Below are 25517 nucleotides of genomic sequence, written 5' to 3' on the forward strand. Positions count from 1 at the left end.
AGGGTAGGCAAGGAGGCCCTCACGGACCTCACGAGTCAGGAGAAGCGCTGCGGGACGTCCCACGGATTGTCGTCCCGCAACGGTTCCGGCAGCAGATGCGACGGCCAGTCCTGATAGGACACCGGGCGCAGGAAACGTTCCACCGCCGCCGTCCCGACCGAGGTCGACGCCGGGGACGTCGTCGCAGGGAACGGTCCGCCGTGCTGCATCGCGGCGGTCACCGCGACCCCGGTCGGCCAGCCGCCCCACAGGATCCGCCCGCTGCGGTCGGCCAGCACCGGGCGTAGCGCCTCGACCTCGGTGGCCTCGTCGGGCAGGGCGTGCACCGTCGTCGTGAGCTGGCCGGGCAACGCGGAAAGCACCGGCAGGACGTCGGTGAGCCGCGAATACCGCACGACGACGCCCAGCGGACCGAAGCACTCTTCCGCCACATCCGGCACGAAGTCGGCCAGATCGATTTCGAGCAGCCGGGCCCCGGGTCCCGGAACGACCTCACGCATCCCCGGGATGCCGGCCAGCCGGATCGCACCGGCGTGGAACCCCGACGCGATCCGGTCGTTCAGGAACGGCGCGTCCGGGATCCCGCGCAACCGCTCGGCGACGAGATCCACGAACGGACTCTCCGACGGCACGAACACCAGGCCGGGGTTGGTGCAGAACTGGCCGTTGCCCAGCGTCAGCGATCCGGTGTAACCAGCCGCCAGTTCGTCGGCCCGCTCCCGCGCGGCGCCGGGCAGGACGATCACCGGGTTGACGCTGCCCAGCTCGCCGTGGAACGGGATCGGGACCGGCCGCTCGGCCGCGATCCGCGCCAGGGCGAGCCCGCCCGCCACCGATCCGGTGAAGGCGGCGGCCGTGATCGCCGGGTGACGCAGCGCTTCGACGCCAGCGGATTCTCCTTCGACAAGGCCGAGAATCGCGCCCCAGGGGCCGAGGGCCTCTTCGATGATCGCCGCCGTCCGGCGGGACAGCTCCGGATGCCCGGGATGCGCCTTGACCACCACCGGGCATCCGGCCGCCCACGCCGACGCCGTGTCCCCGCCCGCGACACTGAACGCGAACGGGAAGTTGCTCGCGGCGAACACCAGCACCGGCCCCACCGCGGTCCGGTAGCGACGGAGCTCCGGACGCGGACCGGGCGGCCACGACGGGTCGGCCCGGTCGATCCGGACGTCGTAGCACGAGCCGCTTTCCGCCGCGAGCAGCCGCAGCTGGAACGTCGTCCTGGCCAGTTCGCCGGTCAGCCGTGCGGTCCCCAGCCGGGTTTCCGCGTCGGCGATCCCGATCAGGGACGGCCCGGCCGCGTCCAGCGCGTCGGCGACCCCGGTGATCACCTCCGCTCGTGTCGCCGGCGGCACCGCGGCCCACGCGCCGGCGATCTCCGCCGCCCGCTCGATCTCCTTCATGCTTCCTTCCTCTCCGGGTTCTCCGCCGAGTTCCGGAATCCGAACACGGCGTACACCACCAGACCGAGCACCATCCAGGCCGCGAACCGCAGCCACGTCAGCGCGTCCAGGTTCGCGATCAGCCAGACCGCGAACGCCACCCCGACCAGCGGCACGAACGGGACCCACGGGGTGCGGAACGACCGCGGCAGGTCCGGCCGGGTGCGCCGCAGCACCACCACGGCGATCGACACGACGATGAACGCGGCCAGGATCCCGATGTTCGTCAGATCCGCGGCCTCCTTGATCGGCAGGAAGCCCGCGATGACCGCCGAGCCGATACCGACCGGCCAGATCACCCTCGTCGGCACCCTGCGCCGGGGGTGGGTGCGGGCGAAGTACCGCGGCAGCAGGCCGTCCCGGCTCATCGCGAACCAGATCCGTGACACCGCCAGCATGTTCGCGAACGCCGACGTGGTGATCCCGAGGATGCCGCCGACCGCGACGACCGTGCCCAGCCCGGCCAGCCCGACCGCGGCCAGCGCGCTCGAGAACGGGCTGTGCACGTCGATCTGGTCGTAGCGTTGCATACCCACCAGCACGATGGACACCAGCAGGTAGATCACCGCCGCGATGGCGAGCGACACGATGATCGCCTTGGGCAGCAACCGTTTCGCCTCGACACTCTCCTCGGCGGCGGCCGTCATCGCGTCGTAGCCGTACACCGCGAAGAACGTCGTCGCCGCGCCCGCGACCGCGCCGCCGATTCCGTAGGGCAGGAACGGGCTGAAGTTCCCCGCCGAGATGTGGAACGCGCCGGCGACCACCACGAGCGCCACGATCGCCAGCTTGATCACCACCAGCGCCGTCTCGAACCGGGCGGATTGCTTGCTGCCACGGGAAAGGACGAACGCCAGCAGGAGGCACAGCAGCGCGGCGAACAGGTCGACGCGGTGCCCCGGCCCGGTTCCCGGTGCCCCGAGCATCCACGACGGCAGGTCCAGGCCGACCTGCTCCACGACGTAGGACAGGTAGCCGGACACCGCGATCGCCACCACCGCGACGATCGCGGTGTACTCCAGCAGCAGATCCCAGCCGATCAGCCAGCCCGCGATCTCCCCCAGCGCCGCGTACGAGTAGGTGTACGCGGATCCGGCGCGCGGGATGAGCCCGGCGAACTCGGCGTAGCACAGCGCCGCCGCCGAGCTGGCGATGATCGCGATCAGGAACGAGATCATCACGCCGGGTCCGGCCTGCTGGTTCGCGACCACGCCTGCCAGCGAGAAGACACCTGCGCCGACCAGGCCACCCAGGCTGAGCGAGACCAGCTGCCAGAGGCCCATCGTGCGGGGCAGCCCACCTGGACCGGCCTCGTCGGGGCCTTCGAAGGACTTCCGCCGGAAGAGCCCGGAGCGCGAGAAAAGCTTGGGCTGGGGCCGGATCGTCGTTGATTCGGGCATGACAAATCCCTTCCGGACCGCGAGGGCGACCCGGGTCGGTGGTGGGGGAAGAGAGGGGCTGAAGGACGCTTTCACCGCATGCCACGCGGCGAAGGGCGCTTTACCTGCGTCCTATGCGAGGAAAGCGTCCTTCAGCCCCCGTCAGAGGACGAACCCCGCGGGGAACGGGTCGTCCGGGTCCAGCAGATAGGTGGCGTTGCCGGTGATCCAGGCCCGCCCGGAGAACTCCGGCACCACCGCGGGGACGCCGCCCACGGTGGTCTCGGCGACCAGCTCGCCGGTGAACGTGGTACCGATGAACGAACTGTTCTCGAACGGCGTGTGCAGCGGGAGTTCGCCCCGGGCGTGGAGCTGGGCCATCCTGGCCGAGGTGCCGGTGCCGCACGGTGACCGGTCGAACCAGCCCGGATGGATCGCCATCGCGTTCCGCGACGCCCGTGCGTCCGAACCCGGGGCGAGGAACTGGACGTGTTTGCAGCCGCCGATCAGCGGATCGGCCGGATGTTTCGGCGGCCGCTGGTCGTCGATGGCCGCCATGATGTCCAGCCCCGCGGCGAGGATCCGGTCCTTCTCCGCCCTGTCGAACGGGATGTCCACTTGGGACAGTTCGAGGATGGCGTAGAAGTTGCCGCCGTAGGCAAGGTCGTAACGCACCTCGCCCAGCCCCGGCACCTCGACGACGGCGTCCCGCTCGGCGAGGAACGACGCGACGTTGCGTAGCTTGACGCGGACCGCCCGGCCGTCGGAGACCTCGACCTCGGCGTGCACGAGCCCGGCCGGGGTGTCCAGCCGGACCACGGTCTTCGGTTCGGTCACCTCGACCATGCCGGTCTCCACCAGCACGGTCGCGACGCCGATGGTGCCGTGCCCGCACATCGGCAGGCAGCCGGACACCTCGATGTACACCACGCCCCAGTCGGCGTCCGGCCTGGCCGGCGGCTGCAGGATCGCGCCGCTCATCGCCGAGTGCCCGCGCGGCTCGTTCATCAGGAACTGCCGCAGGTGGTCCATGTTCTCCATGAAGTACCGGCGGCGTTCGGCCATCGTGTCGCCGGGGATGACGCCGACCCCGCCGGTCACCACCCGGGTCGGCATCCCCTCGGTATGCGAATCGACGGCGGTGATCGACCGGATCGACCGCACCTACTCCACCCCCAGCGAGGCGAGCGCGCGGCGCATGTCCGCGGTGACCTGCTCGCGGTGTTCCCCGGTCAGCGGACCCCGCGGCGGACGGCACGGCCCGCCGAACCGGCCGACGAGGTCCATCCCGAGTTTGATCGCCTGGACGAACTCGGTGCGCGAGTCCCAGCGGAACGCGGCCACCAGCGGTTCGTAGAGCGCCCTGGCCTCGTCGAGCTTGCCGGACCGGGCCAGGTCGAACAGGCGCACCGACTCGGCGGGGAACACGTTGGGGAAGCCGGCGAACCAGCCGGTCGCGCCCATCAGCAGGCTCTCCAGCACGACGTCGTCGGCGCCGCTGATCACGTCGAGACCCGGTGCCTGCTCGCGGATCTCCAGCACCCGGCGGACGTCACCGGAGAACTCCTTGACCGCGACCACGTTGTCGATCTGCGCGATCTCGGCGAGCAGGGCGGGCGTGAGGTCGACCTTGGTGTCGATGGGGTTGTTGTAGACCATCACCGGCAGCCCGACCGACGCCACCGCCTCGAAATGCGCGAGCACCTCGCCGCGGTTCGCGCGGTACATCGTGGGCGGCAGGCACAGCAGGCCGTCGGCGCCGTCCTCGGCGGCGACCTCGGCCCAGTACTTGGCCTGGTGCGAGGCGGGGCCGTGCACGCCGACGACGACGATCCCGTCTTCGCCCACGGTTTCGATCGCGGTGCGGGCGACGCGGCGGCGCTCCTCGTCGGTGAGCGAGGAGTACTCGCCGAGGGAGCCGTTCGGGCCGACGCCCCGGCAGCCGTTGTCGACCAGCCACCGGCAGTGCGCGGCGTAAGCGTCGTAGTCCACGGCCAGCCCGGCGGGCGCCGACGCGTCTTCCCGGTACGGGAGGGCGGTCGCGACGACGACGCCACCGAGATCGGGGGTGCTCATTCAGGTTCTCCTTCGGTTCGGGCGGCGAGTTCGCCCAGCCGGATCGGCTGGGCGATCGGGCGGTGGTGCCGTTCGGCTCCACCGCAGAGTTCGGATACGGCCGGGCCGCAGATCCGTCCCTGGCACGGGCCGAGACCGGCCCGGGTGCCGAGTTTCAGGGCGTGCGGGCCGGGGCAGGACTCGTCCGCGGCCACCCGCGTGAGTTCGCCGTACGTGGTTTCCTCACAGCGGCAGACGATCGTGTCGTCGCGCAGCCAGCTCCGCCAGGCCGGGCCGATCGGGTGGGCCGTGGCGAGACGTCCGGCGAAGGCACGGGCACGGTCGCGGGCACGGATCAGTGCCGGGGCGGGCTTTCCACCCGCGGCGGCGCATCCGGCCACCGCGCCTTCGGCCGCGGCGGTGATCGCGCCGCCGATCCCGGTGATCTCCCCCGCGGCGAAGACACCGTCCACCGTGGTCCGCTGGGCGGCGTCGACCCGGACGAAACCGTCGTCCAGGACACAGCCCGCGGCGACGGCCAGTTCCGGCTGCGGGCTGAAACCGTGCCCGACGCAGACCGCGTCGACCTCGTAGGCGCGCTCGCTACCGGGGACGACGGACCAGTCCGCACGGACCCGCGCGGTCACGACCTCGCGGACGCGGTCCGCGCCACGCGCCTCGATCACCGCCCGGCCCATCCGGTACGGGACCCGGTGCCTGGCCAGCGTCGCGGCGTAACGCATCAGTTCACCAGCCTTTCCCGTATGGGCGGCCAGGCGCCACGGCTGGGACGACCATCCTTTTCGGACGGTCGAGAACGGGTTCGCTTCCAGCACCGCCGCCACTTCGGCCCCGACGCCCAGCAAGGATTCCGCGACCGGCAACAGGAACGGCCCGGCACCGGCGACCAGGACCCGTCCACCGATCGCGACCCGCTCCCCTTTCGCCAGCGCCTGCGCCGCGCCCGCGGTGTACACGCCGGGCAGTTCCCAGCCGGGGAACGGCAGCGTGCGGTCGTGCGCACCGGTCGCCAGGATCAGCGCGTCCGGGACGAGGGTCAGCCGCCGCCGTCCGGAACCGTCGGACGGCCCCCGCAGGACGTGCACCCGCCTCTCCGCCCGGTCGAACGCCCAGACGGTCGAGCTCGGCCACCAACGGCATCGCGGATGCGCGAGTACCCGGCGGCGCCGGTCGAACTCCGCCCGTCCGTGCTGGATCCGGTCCGGACGTTTCGCCGCGTACGCCTCGGGAAGCATCCGGTGGTACTGGCCGCCGGGGGTCTCCGCCTGATCCAGCACCGTGACCTGGGCACCGGCTCGCAGCGCGTGTTCGGCGGCCGCGAGCCCGGCGGGCCCGGCGCCGACGATCACCACGTTCACGTGTTCTCCTCCCGGGACTGGGTGCGGATTTCGTCCCCGTCGGCGGCCGGGCGCCGGCACGCGCGGACGTCGGGCACGTCGTTGACCGTGAGCAGGCAGTCGAAGCACGCGCCGATACCGCAGAACACGCCGCGTGGAGCCCCGGAACGCGTGGTCCGCCAGGAAGTCCGGCCCGCGGCGAGCAGCACGCCGGCCACGCTCTGGCCCTCGATCCCGGTCACGGGTTCGCCGTCGACGGAGATCCGGATCGGCCGGTCGGTACGGCCCACCGGATCACGATCGCGCGGCAGCAGCCATCCGCTCATGCCGCCACCACAGCCCCACGGTCCACGGTGAACTCTTCCACCGGCATCGCGGGCTCGGTCCCGGTGAGCAGTTCGCGCAGCAGGCGCGCGGTGCCGACGCTCAACCCGATGCCCGCGCCCTCGTGCCCGGTGGCGTGCCAGAGATTTCCCAGCCGCGGATCCTCGCCGAGCACAGGGAGGTGATCGTCGACGTACGGCCGGAAGCCGCCGTACGCGCGCATGATCGCGACGTCGGCGAGCGACGGGAACAGCCGCAGCGCCTTGACCGCGATGGCGCTCAGCACCTCCGGGCGGATCGTGTCGTCGAACTCCACCCGGCGGCGTGAAGAGCCGATGAGCACGGTGCCACCCCACGTCGACTCGACGACGGCGGAGGTCTGCAACTCGCCCGAATCGGCGCCGACCGCGCCGACGTAATCCGCGTCGTAGACCTTGTGCCGCACGACACCCGGCATCGGCGTGGTCACCAGTACCTCACCGCGGCGGGGGCGGACGGCGATCGGGGCGCCGAGACGCGCCGACACCTGACCGGCCCACGGGCCCGCGGCGTTCACGACGACGTCGGCCTCGATCACCTCGCCCGGCACGCGGACGCCGGTGATCCGTCCGTTGTGGACGGTCGCACCGACGACCTCGGTGTCGAAGCGCGGCCGGGCGCCGTGGCGCAGCGCGGAGCCCAGCAGGGCCAGCGCCGCGCCCGCGGGCTGCACCTGCGCGTCCTCCGGGTAGTGGAACGCGGCGGTCACGTCGCGGGTCAGCGCGGGCTCCGCGGCGGCGAGTTCCTTGCCGGACAACGGTTCCGCGCGAACACCGGTTTGCGAAGCGGCGAACGCGGCGAGGGCGCGGGCGCCGTCGTCCGTGGTGGCGACGACGATGCCACCCTTGGGGTCGTACTCGATCGACGAGGCGGCACGCGCGTCCTCGTCGGCGATCTCGGCGACCACCTGGGGCCACAGCGCGGTCGAAAGCTTCGCGAGTTCGAGTTCCGCGCCAGGACCCTTGTCGGAGACAAGGATGTTGCCCTCGCCGTGCGACGTGGTCCCACCGGCGGGACGGCCGCGATCCGCGACCACGACGTCGAAACCCGCCAGGGTCAGCTCACGGGCACACGCGGCGCCGACGATCCCCGCGCCGAGGACGACCACACGCGTTCGGTTCATCGACCCTCCAGCGTTCGGTAAAGCGAACGATCGGAGAGTAGGTTCCACCCCGGACGGGTGTCAATACCTCGTGCGCCCTCAGCCCTTCAGCACCGGATGCGGCCTGCCGTCGAGCCGTTCGTCGGCGCGGTACTGCAGCAGCAGGACCGAGTGCACCGGCCCGTCCGACGCGGTGTAGCAATGCGGCTCGCGGGCGTCGAAGGCGACGTAATCCCCGGGACCGACCTCGACGGTCCGGCCCGCCACCTCGACCAGCAGCGATCCGGTCTGCACGATGGTGTGCTCGACCCCGACATGCCCCTGCGAACGTTGCGGCGCGTCGCCGCGGACCACCTGGTCGTACACCTCGAAGACGCCGTCACCGGTCTCGATCCTCCGCAGCGGCCGGAGATCCACTCCCTCACCGCTGAGCACCTCGACGTCGGCGCCGCGCACCACGGTGAGCGCGCCGCCCGCCCGGTAGTCGAGCAGATCGGAGATCGCCACCTCGAGCACCCTGGACAGGCTGAACACGGTCTCGATGGTCGGATTCCCCCCGCCGGACTCCAGCTGGGACAGCGTCGCCTTGCCGATTCCCGACCGCCGCGACAGCTCCGACAGCGAAATCCCCCTCGCCGCCCTTGCCGCGCGCAGGTTGACCGCCAGCATGTCCCGGATCGAGGGCGTCTCGTCCTCCACCGCTTCTCCCCTGTCGTTCGTCAAACCGTACGACCTCGTTCGCTTTGCCGATCGAGTTCGCGGACATCATGACACGCTGTCCGCCAAGCAGGGCATAGCCGCGGCCGATGGGGCGGCGCGATGGTGGGCGGCGCCTGCCGCGATGAAACTCCTTCACCAACCGGTGTGTCACCGTCGACACAGGGTCGCGGGCGCACCGTCGTTCCTGCCAGCGAGGAGATTCCCGTGCAGCAGATCCGCAGATCCGCAGGCCGACGACTTCGGGCGTTCGGCGCGGTGCTCATCACCACCCTCGGGCTGACCGCGGCCGTGGCCGCCGCGCCGGCGACGGCCGCCGCGAACGCCTGTCTCACCGGCACGCTCGCCTTCGACCATCTCGACGCCGAAGCGGGGACCAGCAAACCCCTGCGCACCCAGGTGGCCCGGAACGCGAACTGGGAACTGTGGGGCCGCACCGGTTCCGGCACGGCGACCAGGCTCGCCCGCGGGATCACCGGTGCCTCCGACGGCCGGTTCACCGCCTGCCACACGGCGTCCCTCGCGGAGGCGTACGTGCGCTTCCGGTCGAGCAGCACCTCGATGTGGCGGGTCGTGAAGGCCGCGAACAACACCACCGACTACACGTTCGACTCGGCGCGACGCACGAACGTCTCCGGCACTCAGGACCTGGGCACGGTGAAGGTGCCTTCCACGCTCCAGCGCGCGTGGAAGGTCGTGGACACGCTCAACGTCTTGTACTGGAAGCGCGCCAACCCGGTTTCGTCGTGCTGGACGGCCCGGCAAGCCGACGGACGCTGCGACCAGATCACCTTCGTCTGGGATCCGAAGGTCGCCGACGGCGGCTACTGGGACTACCCGGGCACGAACTACGTCTTCCTCGGCAACACGATGCCCGACTCGAAGCACCTCATCCTCCACGAGGCAGGGCACTGGCTGCAGTGGCAGCTCTACGGCCGTGATTTCCCCGTCGTCACCGGCTGCAACCCGCACTACATCGAGAAGCACAGTTCGGAATCGTGCGCGTGGACGGAAGGCTTCGCCGACGCCGTCGCCGCCTACGCCCTCGGCGACTACCGGTATGTGTACGACAACGGCAGCTCCTACAGCTTCGAGAACGACGCTTCGACCCCCGGCTGGGACGACGGCGACACCGTGCAGGGGCGGGTCGGCTCGTCGCTGCTCGACCTGTGGGCGGCGGACGGGCCGGACGGCGGCAACTGGAACCGGACGATCGCGCTGATGACCCGCGACTTCAGCCAGGACTTCCGCGAATACTTCACCGAGGACCGGCCCGCCGCCGGCCTGTCCACGACCGGTGCCGCCGAGCGGATCCTCGCCGGGCACACCATCTGGTACTGAGTTCGCGACGTGCTGACGCCGTGACGGAATGGACGGCACGCGTGATCAGACGGACGACGAACGTGACCGGACGGACGACACGAGTTGCGACTCGGCCGCGAGCGTGTCGTCCGTCCAGACACAGGTGCCGTCCGCTCAGTCACGCGTGTCGTCCCTCCAGTCACGCGACATCGCCCGACCCGCAGGGCTGGCTCTCACTGTCGTTGCCGCTCAGGGGCTGAAGGCTCCCTTCACCGCGTCTGATGCGGCGAAGGGAGCCTTCAGCCCACCGGTGCCAATTCCGCCATCTTGGGCCCCTTCACCGCGTGGGACGCGGGGAAAGCGTCCTTCAGCTCCTGGCCGCCCGGACCCAGGCGGTGATCTCGTCGGCGGTCGAGGGGAAACCGTCGGAGAGCAGGTCGTACCCCGAGCCCGTGACCACGACGTCGTCCTCGATGCGGACGCCGAGGCCGCGCAGTTCGGGCGGCACGGTGCGGTCACCGGCGTGGAAGTACAGCCCGGGCTCGACCGCCAGCGCCATCCCCTCGGCGAGCGTGCCCTCGCGGTACGTGGAGGGATGCGCGGCGGCGCAGTCGTGGACGTCCAGCCCGAGGAAATGGCCGGTCCCGCAGACGATGTACCGCCGGTGCTGCTGCCCGTCCGGCGACAGCGCTTCGTCCACCGACACCGGGAGGAGACCCCAATCGTGCAATCCCTCCGCGAGCACGCGCAGCGCCGTCGCCTGGAACGCGCCGTAGTCCTGACCGGGACGGACCTCGCCCAGCGCCGCGACGTGCGCCTTGTGCACCAGGTCGTAGACGTCGCGCTGGGCCTTCGTGAACTCCCCGCCGACCGGGAAGGTCCGGGTGATGTCGGCCGTGTACAAGGAATCCACCTCGACCCCGGCGTCGAGCAACAGAAGGCTGTCTTCGGTCACCTGCCCGTCGCAGCGTGTCCAGTGCAGGATCGGGGCGTGCGGCCCGGCCGCCACGATGGAGGTGTAGCCGGGCCCGGTCCCCTCGGTGCGGGCACGGCGGTCGAAGGTGCCCTGCAGCCAGCGTTCACCGCCACCGCGGACCGCCTCCGGGAGCGCGGCGAGCACGTCCGCGAACCCGAGGGCGGTCGCGTCGACCGCGTCGCGCAGCTGGCCGATCTCCCAGTCGTCCTTGATCCGGCGAAGCTCCGCGAGGACGGTCCGGAGCCGCTCGCTGTGGCCGAAGCGGTACGCGTCGAGCGCGGGATCGACCCCGGCACCGACCAGGAAGCTCGGGTTCCGTCCGCGCAAGCCGTGCGGGAGATCCTCCAGCGGGCGGCATTCGATGCCGAGCGCGTCCCCGTACGCGGCCGGTCCTGCGGCGGAGCCGACCCACAGCGGGCTGGTGTCGGCGTCGCCCACGAAGTCGGGCTCGTGCGCCTCGGCGGGGCGCGGGACGTACAGCGTGGCGTGGTGGCTGTCCCCCGCCGGGGTCATCACGAGGATCGCGCCCTCGCGCTGGCAGCCGGTGAGCCACACGAAGTCGCTGTCGGCGCGGAAGCCGTGGAAGGTGTCGTTGGAGCGCACGACGGCCCGGCCCGCCGCGAGCGCGATCCGCTGACCGGGCAGTTCCGCCGACAGCCTGCCGCGATGGGCGGCGGCCGCCTCGGCGGTGCCCGGCGGCACGTCCACCGCGTCGTCGGCCGGTTCCCAGCCGTCGCTGATCCAGTTCCGGAACCCTTTGGCGGCCAGCAGCGCGCGCAGATCCGGCCGGGTTCGGTCGCCGGTCATCGGCTCCCCTTTCAGCTAGTCGTGGTCCTGGCCGCACCCTCGCACCGCGACGGACCCGGCCGTAATGACCGGCGGCGATAGACTCCGCCTATGGCCCTGGAGATCCGGCACCTGCGGGCGATCTGCGCCATCGCCGAAGCGGGCAGCCTCTCGCAGGCGGCCGCCGCGCTGGGCATGTCCCAGCCGTCGCTGACCTCGCTGCTCCAGCGGCTCGAACGGCAGATCGGCGCGCCGTTGTTCGTCCGCAGCCACACCGGCGTGACCCCGACCCCGGTCGGCGAGCAGACGTTGCGCCGCGCGCTGACCCTGCTCGTGGAGTTCGACCGGTTCGAAAGCGATCTCCTCGGCGCGCTCGGTGACGGCCCGGTGCGGCTCGGATCGTCCCAAATGGACTGTCTGCCCGCCTTCGTCGAACGGCTGGACGACGCGCTGCCGGGGCTGGACGTGACCGTCCTCGTCGAACCTTCCAGCGCGGTGCTGGCGCAGGCACTGGCCCGCGCGACACTGGACATCGCGGTCATCGCCATGTCCGACGACCAGGAAGTGCCGCTCGCGAAGCACCTGGGGCACCGGGTGCTGTTCTCGTGGGTGCCCGTGTTCATCGGCCTTCCCGCCGGGCACCGCCTCGCCGGCGGTTTCGAGGTCGACCTCGCCGATCTCGCGGACGAAGCGTGGATCGGGCCGCCCGGTCCCGAGGACGGCTCGCTGACGTCACTGCGCGCGGCGACGCATCGTGCCGGATTCACCCCGCGGATCCGCTTCGAATGCCCGAACGGCGGCGGGCGGCAGCTGATCGCCGCCGGGCAGGCGGTGCAACTCGTGGAACCCACCGCGCCCGAACTGCCCGGCATGGTCGTCCGCCCGCTGAAGGGCGACCCCATGAAGATGCGGCTCGTGCTGGCGTGGCGCAAGGAACGGCTGACGTGGGACCAGGCGGAGAACGTCTACCGCGCGATGATGACGTCGTACACGCGGCACGCGATGGCCTCGACCCCGTTCCGGACGTGGTGGGAGCGGCGGCGGGATTCGCGGTCGTGGGACGGGCTGGTGGACTTCTTCCGGGTCTCGAACAGCCTGTAACCCGATCCCGCCTCGCCGCGATTGACCTCCCGTACCGGGCGAACGGAGACGGGAGATGATGACGCAACGGCTGTGGCTGGGACTGGCGGTCGTCTACACGTGCACCGCCCTGGTCCAGCTCTACCTCCTCGCCAGCACCGGCGCCGTCTGGGCCGGGACACTCACCGCCGTCGGCTTCGTGGCCGCGCTGCTGTGCGTCCTCGCGGCGTGGAAGGCCCCGAAACGAGAACGGGACGACACAAGGGAAGTCGACTCGCACCGACGCTGACCGCGGGGTTGGGGAGTACTCGGCCGGTCCGCATCCTCGAGACCGGCGGGGAAGGCCACCGCCTGACCCGACTGGGGGAACGGCTCCTCGACGCGTCGCATCCGCTGGGGAATGGGGCCTCGCCTGGGAAAAGGTACTGCGCGAGCCGACCGGGTAACCCACCGTTCACCGCGCCGGGCCTTGCCAGGAGAGGTGAGCGGCGTACGGTGAGCAGTACGTGAGGTTGAGTCCACCAGCCCGCGCGAACGACACGCATGTCCGCGGCCCAGCACCTTCCCAGGGCGACGCGGCGGCGAGTTGACTTGCGCAGCAGTTGTGCAGGCTTACCCGTTGTCCGTCTCGTCCCCGGTTGTCCGGGAGACACATCATGACCGAACGCATCCCTTTCACGCGGAGCAGCCGCGACGGCCCCGCCTTCGGCACCATGCCCCTCTCCGCCGTTCCCCGACCACGCCCCTCCGCCGAGAATCTGTTGCGGGTCCGGCGGATCCGGTGGAACGACGATCTGCTCGTCGTCGCCGCGGCCGGGGAGATCGACCTCGCCACCGCGGGCAGGCTGGAACAGGCCCTGCGCGGCCGCCTCCCGGCCGCCACCGTGCTCGATCTCAGCGAGGTCGGCTTCCTCGGCGTCGCCGGGCTGCGGGTCATCGAATCCGCCGCCGCCCGTGCCCGCGCCGAGCACCGCACGACCGGCGTCGTCGCCGACTCACGGCCGGTGCTGCGGCTGCTGCAGCTGTTCGGCGTCGACGCCCACATCCCCGTGTACCGGCACCTCGACCACGCGATCCTCGAAGTGCCGAACCGCTGAGGATCAGGCGAGCGGCAGGAGCGTGGACAGCCCCGTCTTCGAAGCCAGCCGCCGGATCGTCGGCGACGGAAGGAAACTCAGCGCGACCCCCTGGGTGCTGCACCGGTCGTTGATCCCGACCAGGGTCGCCAAACCGGTGGAATCGCAGAACTCCACACCTTCGAGGTCGACGACGAGTCTGCCCGGCACGGGCTCCAGCGCTTCCTCGAACGTCTCCTTGAGATCTTCGGAGGTCGTCAGATCGATCTCCCCCGCCACCGCGATGACGACCTCGGCGCCATCCGGCCTGGCGACGGACACCGAGAACGGAACCTCCCGGTGTTCGCCGTCTCCGCTCGTCACCGTCATCCACCCCTCACGATCGGTACCCGACTGTCCCGAACATATCGGATGACGGTTCCCGCTCGCGCGGCTCTCGTGTCCCGATCCGTGCGGTGCCTTAGCCTTGTCGATGGATCCGGCGGTCGCGGACCGCGGCGGACGACGAGGAGAAGCTTCGTGATGCCGATCGACGAGCCGGTGCGCAAGCACACCGACGAGCTGGTCCTCGAGGTCGCCGCCGTCCCCGCACAGGCCGCCGCGTTGCGGGACGTCCTGGCGAACTGGGCCCTCGAACGGGGCCTTCCCCGTGAACTGGCCGAGGATCTCAAACTCACCGCCTACGAAGCGATGACGAACGTCGTCAAGCACGCCTACCCGGACGGCACCGAAGGCAACGTCATGACGGTGACCGCCGCCCACGACGACGGCCACCTCAAGATCAGCGTCGCCGACGAGGGCCGCTGGCGCGACGGCCGCCGCCCGGACGGCGGACGTGGCTTGCCGATCATCCGCGCCTTCGCGCCGGAGGCCTCGGTGACGAGCACACCCACCGGGACAATCGTCCGGCTCGCCTGGCCCTGCCCCTCGCTCTGACCGGCTTCGGCTCGGGAGGGCGAGGTCCACCGTCGCACACCGTGGCATCGCCGCCAGTGACATCTCCTCTCGATCAACGGGCGCCCGGAAAATGCGTGACGCGGGGGTTGGTCTTCGTCAGGAACGCCGGATCGCGTGCGCGGCCCAGCGACCGTTGATGCGGTGGACCTCGACATCCCGCTCGTAACAGGCCGAAAGCCCTTCGTCGGTGAGGACCTCGTCGATCGGCCCCGCGGCGGTGACCTTGCCGCGGCGCACCATCAGGGCGTGCGTGGCCGTCGACGGGATCTCCTCCAGGTGATGCGTCACGGTGACCGTGGCCAGTTCAGGCTGGGCCAGCGTCAGGTTCTCCAGCGCCATCAGGAGATCCTCGCGGCCGGGCAGGTCGAGGCCGGCGAACGGCTCGTCCAGCAGGAGCAGCAGCGGATCGGCCATGAGCGCCCTGGCGAGCCGGACCCGGGCGCGTTCGCCCTGCGAGCACACGCGCACCGGCCGGTCGCGCAGTTCGGTGCAGCCGACCAGTTCGAGCAGCTTCGACGCCCTGTCCCGGATCGCGTCGTCGTAGCGGTCCCAGAGCGGGAGCACGCTTCCGCTGTGGCCGGTGAGCACCACGGTGTGCGCGTCGTGGTTCTCCGCGTCCGGCAGCCGCTGCTTCGCGCCGACGAAGCCGATATGCGTCCGCACGTCACGCAGGTCGACCGCGCCCATCCGGTGCCCGAGCACGACGGCCGTGCCCGCGCTGGGGAACCGCTGGGTCGAGGCCACCGAAAGGATCGTCGACTTCCCCGCCCCGTTGCGGCCGAGGACGACCCAGCGCTGGCCGTAGTCCACCCGCCAGTCGACGTCCGACACCAGCGGCACCCGGCCGACGTGCACCTCGACCCCGGAAAGCTCCACCGCCGGTCCGTCGAGGTTCGGTTGTACGAAGACGGGCTTGTTCACGCGGTTCATGATCGCAGGGCACGCGACGGCCGCCCGCCTGGGGTCCGATCATCGGATGACGTTGTAGACCAGCTTCTGGATCCCGTTGCGGTACGCCTCGCTCTCGACGAGTTCGAGGTTCTGCTTGTCCTTGTCGGTGTCGCTGAACAGCTTCTTGCCCGCGCCGAGCAGGACCGGGAACAGCAGCAGGTGGTAACGGTCGATCAGGCCGGCGTCGGCGAGGTTGCGATCCAGTTCCGCGCTGCCGTGGAGGATGATCGGCCCGCCCTCGGTCTCCTTGAGCTTCGCGACGTCGTCGAGCGAGCGCAGGATCGTGGTCTCGCCCCAGTTGTCGACGAGGTCCTCGTCCCGCAGCGTGGTCGACACGACGTACTTCGGCATCGCGTTGTACCCGACGAACTCCTCGGTCATACCGGGCCACACCGGCGAGAACGCCTGGTAACTGACCCGGCCCATCATCATCGCGGTGGCCTCGCCCTGCTCACGTCCCTTGAGCTCGTAGGCCGCTTCGTCGAACTCGATGCCGTTGAAGGTCCAGCCGGAGTTGCGGTAACCCGGCTCCCCGCCGGGCCCTTCGACGACGCCGTCGAGCGAGACGAACGCGGTGGCGATCAGGGTGCGCATCAGGTTTCTCCTAGGTGGTTCGGAAGTGCTTTCGACACTGCGTCGACCGGGGAACGGCGGATTCGACATCGCGGCGAAAAAAAGTTTCAGCGTGATCGGGAGCGTAACTCGCGTGATCAGAGGCCGAACTCGCGTGATTGGAGACGGAACTCGCGGGATCGGCGGCTCAGTCTTCGGCGTCGCGCACCAGCAGGGCGATCTGGACCCGGTTTTCGACGCCGAGCTTGGCGAGCATGCTGCTCGTGTGCGCCTTCACCGTCGCGACGGTGATGTCCAGTTTTCGCGCGACGTCGGTGTTGGAAAGCCCCTCGGCGATGGCGCCCGCCGTCTCGCGTTCGCGGTCGGTCAGCGTGGCGAGCAGCCCGCGGGCGGTTTCCCGCGACGCACGGCGCGCGTCGGACGAATGCGGTCCGGTGGCCGCGGTGATCAGGCGGGCCGTGGCGGCGGGCGAGAGCGCGGGTTCGCCGGTCGCGACCGTCCGGACCGCCGCGAGGATCCGCGGCGGCGGGGTGTCCTTGAGCAGGAATCCGAGCGCGCCGACACGCAGTGCGCCCAGCACCATCTCGTCCGAGTCGAACGTGGTGAGCACCAGCACCCGGGGCGGCTCCGGGAGGCCCAGGATCTCCTCGGTGGCGCTCAGCCCGTCACGTCCGGGCATCCGGACGTCCATCAGGACGACGTCGGGCCGCTGCTCCCCCACCACGGAGACCGCGGCGTCACCGTCCGCGGCCTCGCCGACCACGACGAGGTCGGGTTCGCCGTCGACGATGAGCCGCAGCGCCATCCGCACCAGATGCTCGTCGTCGACCAGCACGACCCGTACCCGCTCGCCGTCCATTCACTCGCTCCCTTCGCGGACCGGCCACGGCAAGCGCGCGGCGAGCACGAATCCGCCGCCGGGTTCCGCGTGGTGGTCCAGTTCGCCGCCCGCCAGTCCGACCCGCTCGGAAAGGCCGAGCAGGCCGAATCCCGACGCGGGCGGGCCCGCGATCGCCCGCGCCGCACCGGAATCCCGGATCGTCGCCCGCAGCCCGTCGCCCGGTTTTCCTTCGACGGTGACGACCACGTCGGCACCGGGCGCGTGTTTGCCCGCGTTGGTCAGCCCTTCCTGCACGACCCGGTAGACGGTCCTCGCGATCGCGTCGGGTGGCTCGCCCTCGGTCGTGGTCTCCATCGTGACGTCCAGTCCCAGCGCCCGCGCGTCCGCGACGAGCGCGGGCAGGTCGGCCAGCGAGGGTTGCGGTGGTTCGAGCTCGTCCGGATCCGCCCGCAGCACGCCGAGGACGTCCCGTAGTTCCTCCAGCGCCTGGTGGGAGCCGTCGGCGATGCCTCGCGCCAGTTCCGCGACCTGTTCGGCGGGCAGATCCGGGCGATGCCCCAGCACCCCGGCCTGCATCGCGACCAGCGAGACCCGGTGCGCGAGGACGTCGTGCATCTCGCGGGCGATCCGGTGGCGCTCCATGATCCGTGCCTCGGCCGCCCGCGCGGCCTGCTCACGTTCGGCGCTCTCGACCCGTTCCCGCAGGGAGCGCACCTCCTCGCGGCGCGCCCCGATCGCGGCGCCGACGGCCACCACGATGCCCACGATCAGGGTGGGGAGACTGATCACCAGCCACAGCTGCGGCACCTCGCGCTGCGGGTAGAGGTCTACGACCAGTACGGCCGTGACCACGGACAACACCGCCGCGACCGCCGTTTCGGCCGGTCGCCGCCGGGTGGCCAGTGAACAGAGCGCCAGCAGCGCCGCGCCGCCCGCCAGCACCGACGCCGTCGAGGCGAGGATGACCACGATGACGATCACGACCGGGAAGCGGCGGCGCCACAGCAGGGCGATCAGGCAGGCAAGTGCGATCAGCGGATCGCCGGTGATCATCCACTCGACCCTCGGTCCCGACGCGCCCGCCGGCAGCTGGGCCGCCGTGATGACCCAGAGCACCACGCCCAGCGCGGCCGCGGCGAGCAGGCGCCAGGCCTCTCCCCACGGACGGAGGCGCGGCTGGGCGTCGGTGATCACCGGCCCATCATGGTCGACCGGCCCGCCACGGCGCAGCCGGACACGGGACGATCCCGGCCCCGACCTCGGTCGCGACGGGGGTCGACTTTGGTCGAACACGCGGCGAGACGCGCTGCCGATGTGCGCCCGGGCCCACGCGCGCGACGCTGTCGGAGGGTGCGGGGGGGGCGAAGCATGTCGCGAAAGTGGCTTTCGCGACGGCCTTTGTTCCCGCCCGGCGCGAGATTCCCGACCGTGGACCAGGAGGCAGGAAGCATGACCAAGGGCGGCTATCTGGGGCTGCAGATCTTCGGGATGGTGGCCGTCGCCGTCTTCGCACAGGCCGCCATCCGCAGCCTCTTCGATCATTCCGCGACCCAGTTGTGGGGCGCGTTCGACTGGGTACCCGGTGAGTGGGGCGGCAGGTTGATCGTGTTCCTGCTGCTCGCGGCCACCGGGACGGTACTGGCGGGCTGGGCGCACGACCGCGCCAAGCGAGTGTCCCGCTAGGCCGACGCCGGTCCGCTAGTATCCGCAGCCGGGCGTTTTCCGTCTACATCGGACGGAAACGCGGGGCTGGTCGATCGCGGGAGAGTGCATGGCGGACGGAGTCGGCTCGCTAGCGGAGTGGTCGGCCGATCCCACCGAAGTGACCAGCTACGTCGGCCGGGACGCCGAGACCGGAGAGGCGAGGCGTCTGCTGGCGGTGTCGTCGCTGGTCACGCTGACCGGGCCGGGCGGAGTGGGCAAGACCAGGCTGGCCTGGCGGATCGCGGCGGCCCACCGGGAGGCCACGGCCGACGAGGTCGCGTTCGTGTCGCTGGCCGAGCTGCGGGAACCCGCGCTGCTGGTGCCGACGGTGGCGAACGTCCTCGGCTTCGGCGACCGCTCGGCGAAGCCGGCCATCGAGGTCGTCGTCGAAGCACTGCAGGCGAGCCGGTTGCTAATGGTGCTCGACAACTGCGAGCATCTCGTCGACAGCTGCGCCTGGTTCGCCGACACCGTGGTCAGGGCCTGTCCCCAGGTGACCGTGCTGGCCACGAGCAGGCAGTCGCTCGGGGTGGCGGGCGAGCGGGTCCTGCCGGTGCCGCCGCTGGCGATCCCGGAACAGGGCGACTCCTTCGAACGCGTGCTGAACGACGATTCCGTGCGGCTGTTCGTCGACCGGGCGACCGCGGTCGCGCCGTCGTTCCGGCTCACCGAATCCGACGTGGAGCCGCTGATCCGGCTGTGCCGCAGGCTCGACGGGCTGCCGCTGGCCATCGAGCTCGCCGCCGTCCGCGCGCGGGCGTTGTCCGTGCGCCAGCTGGCCGACCGCGTCGACCGGCAGTTCTCCGTGCTGACGAAGGACCGGCGTGGGCGGCCGGAGCGGCACGAGACCATGCGGGCACTGATCGACTGGAGCCACGACCTGTGTACCGGGCCGGAGCGGCTGCTGTGGGCACGCGCGTCGGTGTTCTCCGGCAGCTTCGACCTCGACGCCGCCGAACAGGTCTGCAGCGGCGGCGAACTGCCGCGCGAGGACGTCCTCGAAGTCGTCGACGGGCTGCTCGACAAGTCCATCCTGCTGCGCGAGGAATACCCCGGCGGCGTGCGGTACCGCATGCTGGAATCGGTGCGCGAGTACGGCGTCGACAGGCTCAGCGAGACGGGCGGGACGGCGGAGTTCCGGAAACGGCACCGGGACTGGTTCGCCGAACTCGTCGGCCGGTACGCCACCGAATGGCTGAAGACCGATCAGCTCGGCTGGATCGGGCGGCTGCGGCGCGAGCACGCGAACCTGCGCGTCGCCCTCGACTACTGCACGGGCACCCCCGAGGACGCGGTCGTCGGGCTCCGGATGCTGCGTGACAGCAAGGAGTTCTGGATCTTCCGCGGACTGCACACGGAAGGCCGGATGTGGGTCCGCCGCCTCGATGACGCCGCGGCACCGGGCGTTCCGGAACGCGCTCGGGTGCTGTGGCTGGCCGGATTCATGGCCGTGGTGCAGGGAGACGTGCCCACGAGCCGGTCGATCCTGGAGCGGGCGGCCGCCGAAGCCGAAGCGAGCGGTGACGAACTCGCCGCCGCGTACGTGCTCCACGTCCGCGCGTACGCCGCACTGATCGGCAACGACATGGCCGAAGCGTCACGGCTGTTCGGCACGGCCATCGACCTGTTCCGCGCCCACGGCGACGAAGGCGGGGACCTCTGGGCGAGCTACAACCACGGGCTCGCCGTCTGGCTGGACGGCGACATCGACCGCGGCCGGTCGATCCTCGCGGAAGCCGTCGAACGCTGCGAGCGCCGCGGCGAGGTCTTCTGGCGCGGCTGGGCCTTGTGGTCGCGCGCCGCCGCCGAGTACCTGCTGGGTGACCTCGCCGTCGCCGAACGCTGCTGCGCACAGGTCCTGCGCCTGCACGCCCAGGTGAACGACCGCGTCGTCGTCGGCTACACGCTGACGGTCATGGCGGGCTGCGCGGCCCGTACCGGGCGTCCCAACCGCGCCGCGATCCTGCAGGGCGCCGCCACCACCGTCTGGCGCACCGTGGGCGCGTGGCCGAACCGGTACAAGGCGTTCACCGAACCGCTGCTCGCCGACACCGACACCGTGACCACCGCGCTGGGCTGGGAGATCGCGGTCAAGGAATTCGCCGACGGTGCCTCGATGCCCACCCGGGACGCCATCGCCTTCGCCCTCGAGGAACGGGCCCCCGGCCCGCGGAAACAAACCGCGCAGGTGCTCACCAAACGCGAAACCGAGATCGCGCACGTGATCGCCGAGGGCCTGACGAACCAGGAGATCGCCGACCGGCTCGGCATCGCCCGGCGCACGGTCGACACCCATATCGACCACATCCTCACCAAGCTCGGTTATTCGAACCGCGTCCAGGTCGCCACCTGGGTGACCCGGTCCGCGGATCCCGCTTGACGCTCACGCCACCTTCATCGGGGCGGGCCGGGCCGGTTCGGCCGTGTGCAGCTCCGCGCGCAGGGCGATCCTCAGGTCCAGGCGGGACTGCGGATCGTCGAGCCGGGCACCGAACAGGACCCGCAGACGGCGCATGCGGTTCCGGACCGTCTGCGGGTGGACGCCGAGGTTGTTCGCGATCTCGGGCGCTCCGCCGCGGGCGGAGAGCATGGCGTCGAGGGTTTCGGCGAGTTTGGTGCGCTCGTTGGTGGGCAGGTCGGCGATCGGCGCGAGGCTCCGCGTCACCAGCGCGGTGGTGAGCACCTCGTCGGCGAACAGCCAGTGCGTGGTCAGGTGATCCGACCAGCGCACGAACGGGCCGTCGTCGATCACCTCGCGGCGGACCAGCTCCAGCGTCCGGCGCGCCCAGCGCAGCGACACCGCGGCGTCGGCGGGTGCCACCGCGGGCCCGGCGGCCGCGCGTGTCCCGGCCAGGACGCCGCCGATCTCGACGTCCTCGGGCACGAGCAGATGCGGGTACTCGCCGGCGAGGTCGGCCAGCACCTCCGGGCCGAACGAAGCACGGACGGCGCCGGGTTCGGCGGCGATGGCCACCACCCGCGCGGGCGGCACCCAGCCCGCCTCGGCCGCGAGTCCCGCCCATTTCGCGGGCGAACGGCCGCTCAAGATCTCTTTCAGCAGGTCCCGGCGCAGCTCGGCGATCGAGGGTGTGTGCGCGGCGCGGTAGGCCGCGGTGGACAGCCGGATCAGGACGTCGGAGCAGCGGAGCAGGGCCTCCACCCCGGTGTCCATCAGGGCGGACCCGGCCCCGGGCTGCCGCGAAAGCGACGCCAGCGCGGGAAGGGCGCTCCGGCCCGCCGAGTGGTAGGCCCGGGAGAGCCGGTCCAGTTCCTTGCCCGCCGCGTACTCGGCGACGCCGACCTGGCGGAAGGCGTCCGCTCCCGCCGCGATGCCGAGGTTCATCCCGTCGCGCTCCAGTACCGAGGCGACGAACTCCGTGGCGCGCGCGTCGAACAGGGGCGCGTGCTCGGGCAGCGAATGCCGGATCCCGTCCACGACCACGCGGGCGATCACGAGGGCGGCGGAGCGGGCTGGGGCGTAGGACGCGGTCATCGTCGACCTCCGGAGCAGCGGGAATCGTCGGGCCGCCGAGTCTGCTACTCCGGAGTAGCGGGGCACATCGGGTGAATTACGTACTCGGGCCTGTCCGGCCTACGCATCACCCGTTCGTGAGGGGCTCCTGCCCCTCGGCGATCGTGTCGCGTTACGTCCGCCCAGGCCTTCGACTGTGTGGATTTTGGGGCGTTGGATGACCAGAAATCCACACACCCGGCGTGACTGGTCCAGTCACGCCGGGTGTGTGGAAATAGGGACGTTCAACGTCTCTATTTCCACACACCCCTCACCCGCGGCAATCCCCACCTTCAGCCCACGCGCAGGGCTCTACTCGCACACGGCTCCGTGCGCGGCGCTCCGCACGACCTTGGCGTACTTGCCGAGCACCCCGCGCGTGTACGCGGGCGCCTTGGGCGTCCAGCCCTCCTTGCGCGCCTCGATGTCGTCGATCCCGACTTCGAGCGTCCGGTTCGCGACGTCGAGCGTGATCGGGTCCCCGTCACGCACGAAGGCGATCGGCCCGGCGTCGACGGCTTCCGGGGCGATGTGGCCGACGCAGAGCCCGGTCGTGCCGCCGCTGAACCGGCCGTCGGTGATGAGCAGGACGTCCTTGCCGAGTCCGGCGCCCTTGATCGCGCCGGTGATGGCGAGCATCTCCCGCATCCCCGGCCCGCCCTTCGGGCCTTCGTAGCGGATGACGACGACGTCCCCGGCGACGATCCGGCCTTCGGCGAGCGCGTCGAGGGCGGCCCGCTCGCCGTCGAAGACCCGCGCGGTACCGGTGAACGTCGATTCGTCGAAGCCGGCCGACTTCACGACGGCGCCTTCGGGTGCCAGCGAGCCCTTGAGGATGGTCAGCCCGCCGGTCTTGTGGATCGGGCGGTCGAGCGGGCGGATGATCTCGCCGTCGACCCCGGCGGGCGCGATCCCTTCGAGGTTCTCGGCCATCGTCTTCCCGGTCACGGTGAGCACGTCGCCGTGCATGAGCCCGGCGTCGAGCAGCGCCTTCATCACCACGGGGATGCCGCCGACCTTGTCGACGTCGTTCATCACGTACTTCCCGAACGGTTTGAGGTCGCCGAGGTGCGGGACCTTGTCGCCGATGCGGTTGAAGTCGTCGATGCGCAGATCGACCTCCGCCTCACGCGCGATCGCGAGCAGGTGGAGGACGGCGTTGGTCGAACCGCCCAGCGCCATCACGACGGCGATGGCGTTCTCGAAGGCCTCCATGGTCATGATCTGCCGCGCGGTGATGCCCTGCCGGAGCATGCCGACGACGGCCTCCCCCGACCGGTGCGCGAAACCGTCACGACGGCGGTCGACCGCGGGCGGGGCGGCCGATCCGGGCAGCGACATGCCGAGTGCTTCGGCGACCGACGCCATCGTGTTGGCGGTGTACATGCCACCGCAGGCCCCTTCGCCGGGGCAGATCGCGCGCTCGATCTTGTCCACTTCGGCGCGGGTGATCTTGCCGGCCAGGCAGGCGCCCACGGCTTCGAACGCGTCGATGATCGTGACGTCCTGACCGTCGACCTGCCCGGGCATGATCGAACCGGCGTACAGGAAGACGGAGGCGAGATCGAGCCTGGCCGCGGCCATGAGCATGCCCGGCAAGGACTTGTCGCAGCCCGCCAGCAGCACGGAGCCGTCCAGCCGTTCGGCCATCATCACCGTCTCGACCGAATCGGCGATCACCTCGCGGGACACCAGCGAGAAGTGCATTCCCTCGTGTCCCATGGAAATACCGTCGGACACCGAGATCGTGCCGAACTCCAGCGGGTAGCCACCGGCCGCGTGGACACCGTTCTTGACCGCCTTGGCCAGCCGGTCGAGGGACAGGTTGCACGGGGTGATCTCGTTCCACGAGGACGCCACCCCGATCTGCGGTTTGGCGAAATCGTCGTCGCCCATCCCGACCGCGCGGAGCATCCCGCGGGCCGCCGCGCGCTCCAGGCCGTCGGTCACGTCGCGCGAACGAGGTTTCAAATCCGGCTGGTCTTGCGGCATCGGAGCACCTTTCTTCGTGGCGGGACACCGGGCACGCTGCCAACCTCGCGCGTCCGGCGCAACTCACCGCTCCGCGGTCGTCCCACGGCGCAGCGCCACCCGGGTGATCGCGTGATGCTCCACGCCGAGCACCTCGGCCGTCCAGCCGGAGACGACCACGCGGTCGCCCGGCTTCTCCGGGATGCGCCCGAGGATCACGAGGATCAGCCCCGCGATCGTCGCGTACTCCCCCGGCGGCGCGTCGCGCAGCTCGACCCCGACGTCGACGAGGTCGTGCACCGGGAAGGTGCCGGGCAGGACCAGGGAGCCGTCCTTGCCGTCGCGCACCGCCAGCACGTCACGGTCGGTCTCGTCGTAGATCTCGCCGACGATCTCCTCCAGCAGGTCCTCCAGCGTGACCATGCCCGCGACGGCGCCGTGCTCGTCGACCACCAGCGCCATCTGCTCCCGTTCGGCCTTGAAACTCCGGATCGCGTCCGACACCCGCAGCGAATCGGGGAACACCACCGCCGGCCGGACGACCTCGGCGAGGTCTTCGTGGTCGCCGAGCAGGTCACGCAACCGCACGACACCGACGACGTCGTCGAGATGGCCGCCGCGGGCGACCGGCGCCCGGGAATGGCCGGATTCGGCCAGCTGCCTGCGCGCCGAGGGCAGATCCTGCTCGGCGGCCAGGGTCACCACCGCGCGGCGGGGCACGAGCACTTCCCGCAGCCTTCGTTCGTGGATCTCCAGTGCACCGTTGATGATCATGCGTTGTTCGGCGTTCAGGCCGCGCTGTGCCGACACCAGTTCCCGGAGCTCCTCGGGCGACATCTGGTCCGGATCGGCTTCCGCCCGGCCGCCGAGCGCCCGCACGACGAAGTTCGTCGACACGCTCAGCGCCCACACCACGGGCCGCGAGATCGCCGACAACAGGTTCAGGGGACGCGCCACCAGCAACGCCCACCGCAGCGCGTTCTGCATCGCCAGCCGCTTCGGGGCCAGTTCGCCGAGCACCAGGGTCAGGAAGGTGAGGACCATCGTCACCAGCGCGACGGCCACCGCGCCGGCGGCGTTGCCGACGAAACCCAGCAGTGGCACCAAAGGTTGTGCCAGGGACACCGCCGCCGTCGCCGAGGCGAGGAACCCGGCGAGCGTGATGCCGATCTGGATCGTCGCCAGGAAACGATTCGGGTCGCGCGCCAGCCGCACCAGCGTGCGGGCGGCCGCGCGGCCGTCGCGTTCCAACGCCCGCAGTTGCCCTTCGCGCAACGAGATCAGCGCCATCTCACTGCCCGCGAACAGCGCGTTGACCACCACCAGCACCGCGACCAGCGCGATGTCGAACCCGTAGCCGCCCACAAGCA

General features: G+C 71.0%; 24 protein-coding genes. 7 read left to right on the forward strand and 17 right to left on the reverse strand.

Translation table 11 applies throughout. The features are described from left to right. Positions 1 to 35 precede the first annotated feature (35 nt). From ACFWIW_RS17115 to ACFWIW_RS17150, 8 genes are all read right to left on the reverse strand, one after another. Positions 36 to 1406: an aldehyde dehydrogenase (NADP(+)) gene (locus ACFWIW_RS17115; RefSeq protein WP_378369328.1), complete on the reverse strand. Its 1371-nt coding sequence runs from the start codon at positions 1404 to 1406 to the stop codon at positions 36 to 38. After that, entirely contained in the window at positions 1403 to 2845 is a 1443-nt protein-coding gene (locus ACFWIW_RS17120; RefSeq protein ID WP_378369329.1) for an amino acid permease, read from the reverse strand. Before ACFWIW_RS17120 ends, ACFWIW_RS17115 begins: the two co-directional genes overlap by 4 nt. Before the next feature lie 141 nt (positions 2846 to 2986). Next, the gene (locus ACFWIW_RS17125; RefSeq protein WP_378369330.1) at positions 2987 to 3988 is read right to left on the reverse strand and encodes a proline racemase family protein; all 1002 of its coding nucleotides are present in this window, start codon (positions 3986 to 3988) and stop codon (positions 2987 to 2989) included. Beyond that, the gene (locus tag ACFWIW_RS17130; RefSeq protein WP_378369331.1) at positions 3989 to 4900 is read right to left on the reverse strand and encodes a dihydrodipicolinate synthase family protein; all 912 of its coding nucleotides are present in this window, start codon (positions 4898 to 4900) and stop codon (positions 3989 to 3991) included. Continuing rightward, complete coding sequence (locus tag ACFWIW_RS17135; protein WP_378369332.1) at positions 4897 to 6258, reverse strand: NAD(P)/FAD-dependent oxidoreductase; 1362 nt, start codon at positions 6256 to 6258, stop codon at positions 4897 to 4899. Before ACFWIW_RS17135 ends, ACFWIW_RS17130 begins: the two co-directional genes overlap by 4 nt. Continuing rightward, positions 6255 to 6563, reverse strand: coding sequence for a (2Fe-2S)-binding protein (locus tag ACFWIW_RS17140; RefSeq protein ID WP_378369333.1), 309 nt, complete (start codon positions 6561 to 6563; stop codon positions 6255 to 6257). Before ACFWIW_RS17140 ends, ACFWIW_RS17135 begins: the two co-directional genes overlap by 4 nt. Continuing rightward, positions 6560 to 7723 carry an NAD(P)/FAD-dependent oxidoreductase gene (locus ACFWIW_RS17145; RefSeq protein WP_378369334.1) on the reverse strand — a complete coding sequence of 388 codons (1164 nt, stop codon included), beginning with the start codon at positions 7721 to 7723 and terminating at the stop codon, positions 6560 to 6562. The genes ACFWIW_RS17140 and ACFWIW_RS17145 overlap by 4 nt, the downstream gene beginning before the upstream one ends. Positions 7724 to 7801: 78 nt before the next feature. Next, positions 7802 to 8401, reverse strand: coding sequence for a helix-turn-helix domain-containing protein (locus ACFWIW_RS17150; protein ID WP_378369335.1), 600 nt, complete (start codon positions 8399 to 8401; stop codon positions 7802 to 7804). Between the two features lie 225 nt (positions 8402 to 8626). Between ACFWIW_RS17150 and ACFWIW_RS17155 the strand changes: the two genes are divergently transcribed. After that, a complete protein-coding gene (locus ACFWIW_RS17155; RefSeq protein WP_378369336.1) occupies positions 8627 to 9760 on the forward strand; it encodes a metalloprotease in 1134 nt (377 codons plus the stop codon). Positions 9761 to 10088: 328 nt separating this feature from the next. On the opposite strand, the gene ACFWIW_RS17160 is transcribed toward ACFWIW_RS17155, so the two are convergent. Next, the gene (locus ACFWIW_RS17160) at positions 10089 to 11504 is read right to left on the reverse strand and encodes an aminopeptidase P family protein (protein ID WP_378369337.1); all 1416 of its coding nucleotides are present in this window, start codon (positions 11502 to 11504) and stop codon (positions 10089 to 10091) included. A 90-nt stretch (positions 11505 to 11594) separates the two neighbouring features. On the opposite strand from ACFWIW_RS17160, the gene ACFWIW_RS17165 reads away from it, so the two are divergent. The 3 genes from ACFWIW_RS17165 (at position 11595) to ACFWIW_RS17175 (ending at position 13660) form a co-directional block, all read left to right on the forward strand. Then, a complete protein-coding gene (locus ACFWIW_RS17165; protein WP_378369338.1) occupies positions 11595 to 12584 on the forward strand; it encodes a LysR family transcriptional regulator in 990 nt (329 codons plus the stop codon). 55 nt (positions 12585 to 12639) lie between these two features. Continuing rightward, entirely contained in the window at positions 12640 to 12852 is a 213-nt protein-coding gene (locus tag ACFWIW_RS17170) for a hypothetical protein (protein WP_378369339.1), read from the forward strand. A gap of 367 nt (positions 12853 to 13219) precedes the next feature. Next, complete coding sequence (locus tag ACFWIW_RS17175; protein ID WP_378369340.1) at positions 13220 to 13660, forward strand: STAS domain-containing protein; 441 nt, start codon at positions 13220 to 13222, stop codon at positions 13658 to 13660. 3 nt (positions 13661 to 13663) lie between these two features. Here ACFWIW_RS17175 and ACFWIW_RS17180 read toward each other — a convergent pair whose 3' ends face one another. Beyond that, a complete protein-coding gene (locus tag ACFWIW_RS17180; protein ID WP_378369341.1) occupies positions 13664 to 14008 on the reverse strand; it encodes an STAS domain-containing protein in 345 nt (114 codons plus the stop codon). A 153-nt stretch (positions 14009 to 14161) separates the two neighbouring features. Between ACFWIW_RS17180 and ACFWIW_RS17185 the strand changes: the two genes are divergently transcribed. Beyond that, a complete protein-coding gene (locus tag ACFWIW_RS17185) occupies positions 14162 to 14575 on the forward strand; it encodes an ATP-binding protein (RefSeq protein ID WP_378369342.1) in 414 nt (137 codons plus the stop codon). A gap of 117 nt (positions 14576 to 14692) precedes the next feature. Here the strand turns inward: ACFWIW_RS17185 and ACFWIW_RS17190 are convergent, their stop codons facing one another. From ACFWIW_RS17190 to ACFWIW_RS17205, 4 genes are all read right to left on the reverse strand, one after another. Beyond that, positions 14693 to 15526, reverse strand: a complete 834-nt coding sequence (locus tag ACFWIW_RS17190; RefSeq protein ID WP_378369343.1) for an ABC transporter ATP-binding protein — start codon at positions 15524 to 15526, stop codon at positions 14693 to 14695. 39 nt (positions 15527 to 15565) lie between these two features. Further along, the gene (locus tag ACFWIW_RS17195) at positions 15566 to 16141 is read right to left on the reverse strand and encodes a dihydrofolate reductase family protein (protein ID WP_378369344.1); all 576 of its coding nucleotides are present in this window, start codon (positions 16139 to 16141) and stop codon (positions 15566 to 15568) included. Positions 16142 to 16307: 166 nt separating this feature from the next. Continuing rightward, complete coding sequence (locus ACFWIW_RS17200) at positions 16308 to 16979, reverse strand: response regulator (RefSeq protein WP_378369345.1); 672 nt, start codon at positions 16977 to 16979, stop codon at positions 16308 to 16310. Then, positions 16980 to 18155 carry a sensor histidine kinase gene (locus ACFWIW_RS17205; RefSeq protein WP_378369346.1) on the reverse strand — a complete coding sequence of 392 codons (1176 nt, stop codon included), beginning with the start codon at positions 18153 to 18155 and terminating at the stop codon, positions 16980 to 16982. It lies immediately after the preceding gene. A gap of 255 nt (positions 18156 to 18410) precedes the next feature. Between ACFWIW_RS17205 and ACFWIW_RS17210 the strand changes: the two genes are divergently transcribed. Continuing rightward, positions 18411 to 18644, forward strand: coding sequence for a hypothetical protein (locus ACFWIW_RS17210; RefSeq protein WP_072027364.1), 234 nt, complete (start codon positions 18411 to 18413; stop codon positions 18642 to 18644). 88 nt (positions 18645 to 18732) lie between these two features. Next, on the forward strand, positions 18733 to 21045 hold the full coding sequence (locus tag ACFWIW_RS17215; protein WP_378369347.1) for a LuxR C-terminal-related transcriptional regulator: 2313 nt from the start codon (positions 18733 to 18735) through the stop codon (positions 21043 to 21045). Positions 21046 to 21048: 3 nt separating this feature from the next. Here the strand turns inward: ACFWIW_RS17215 and ACFWIW_RS17220 are convergent, their stop codons facing one another. From ACFWIW_RS17220 to ACFWIW_RS17230, 3 genes are all read right to left on the reverse strand, one after another. Continuing rightward, complete coding sequence (locus ACFWIW_RS17220) at positions 21049 to 22158, reverse strand: helix-turn-helix domain-containing protein (RefSeq protein ID WP_378369348.1); 1110 nt, start codon at positions 22156 to 22158, stop codon at positions 21049 to 21051. Between the two features lie 330 nt (positions 22159 to 22488). Beyond that, complete coding sequence (gene ilvD / locus ACFWIW_RS17225; protein ID WP_378369349.1) at positions 22489 to 24168, reverse strand: dihydroxy-acid dehydratase; 1680 nt, start codon at positions 24166 to 24168, stop codon at positions 22489 to 22491. Positions 24169 to 24231: 63 nt separating this feature from the next. Next, positions 24232 to 25512, reverse strand: coding sequence for a hemolysin family protein (locus tag ACFWIW_RS17230; protein WP_378369350.1), 1281 nt, complete (start codon positions 25510 to 25512; stop codon positions 24232 to 24234). Positions 25513 to 25517 lie beyond the last annotated feature (5 nt).

It is taken from the genome of Amycolatopsis sp. NPDC058340, assembly GCF_042723975.1.
In the GTDB taxonomy this organism is placed as follows: Bacteria; Actinomycetota; Actinomycetes; order Mycobacteriales; family Pseudonocardiaceae; genus Amycolatopsis.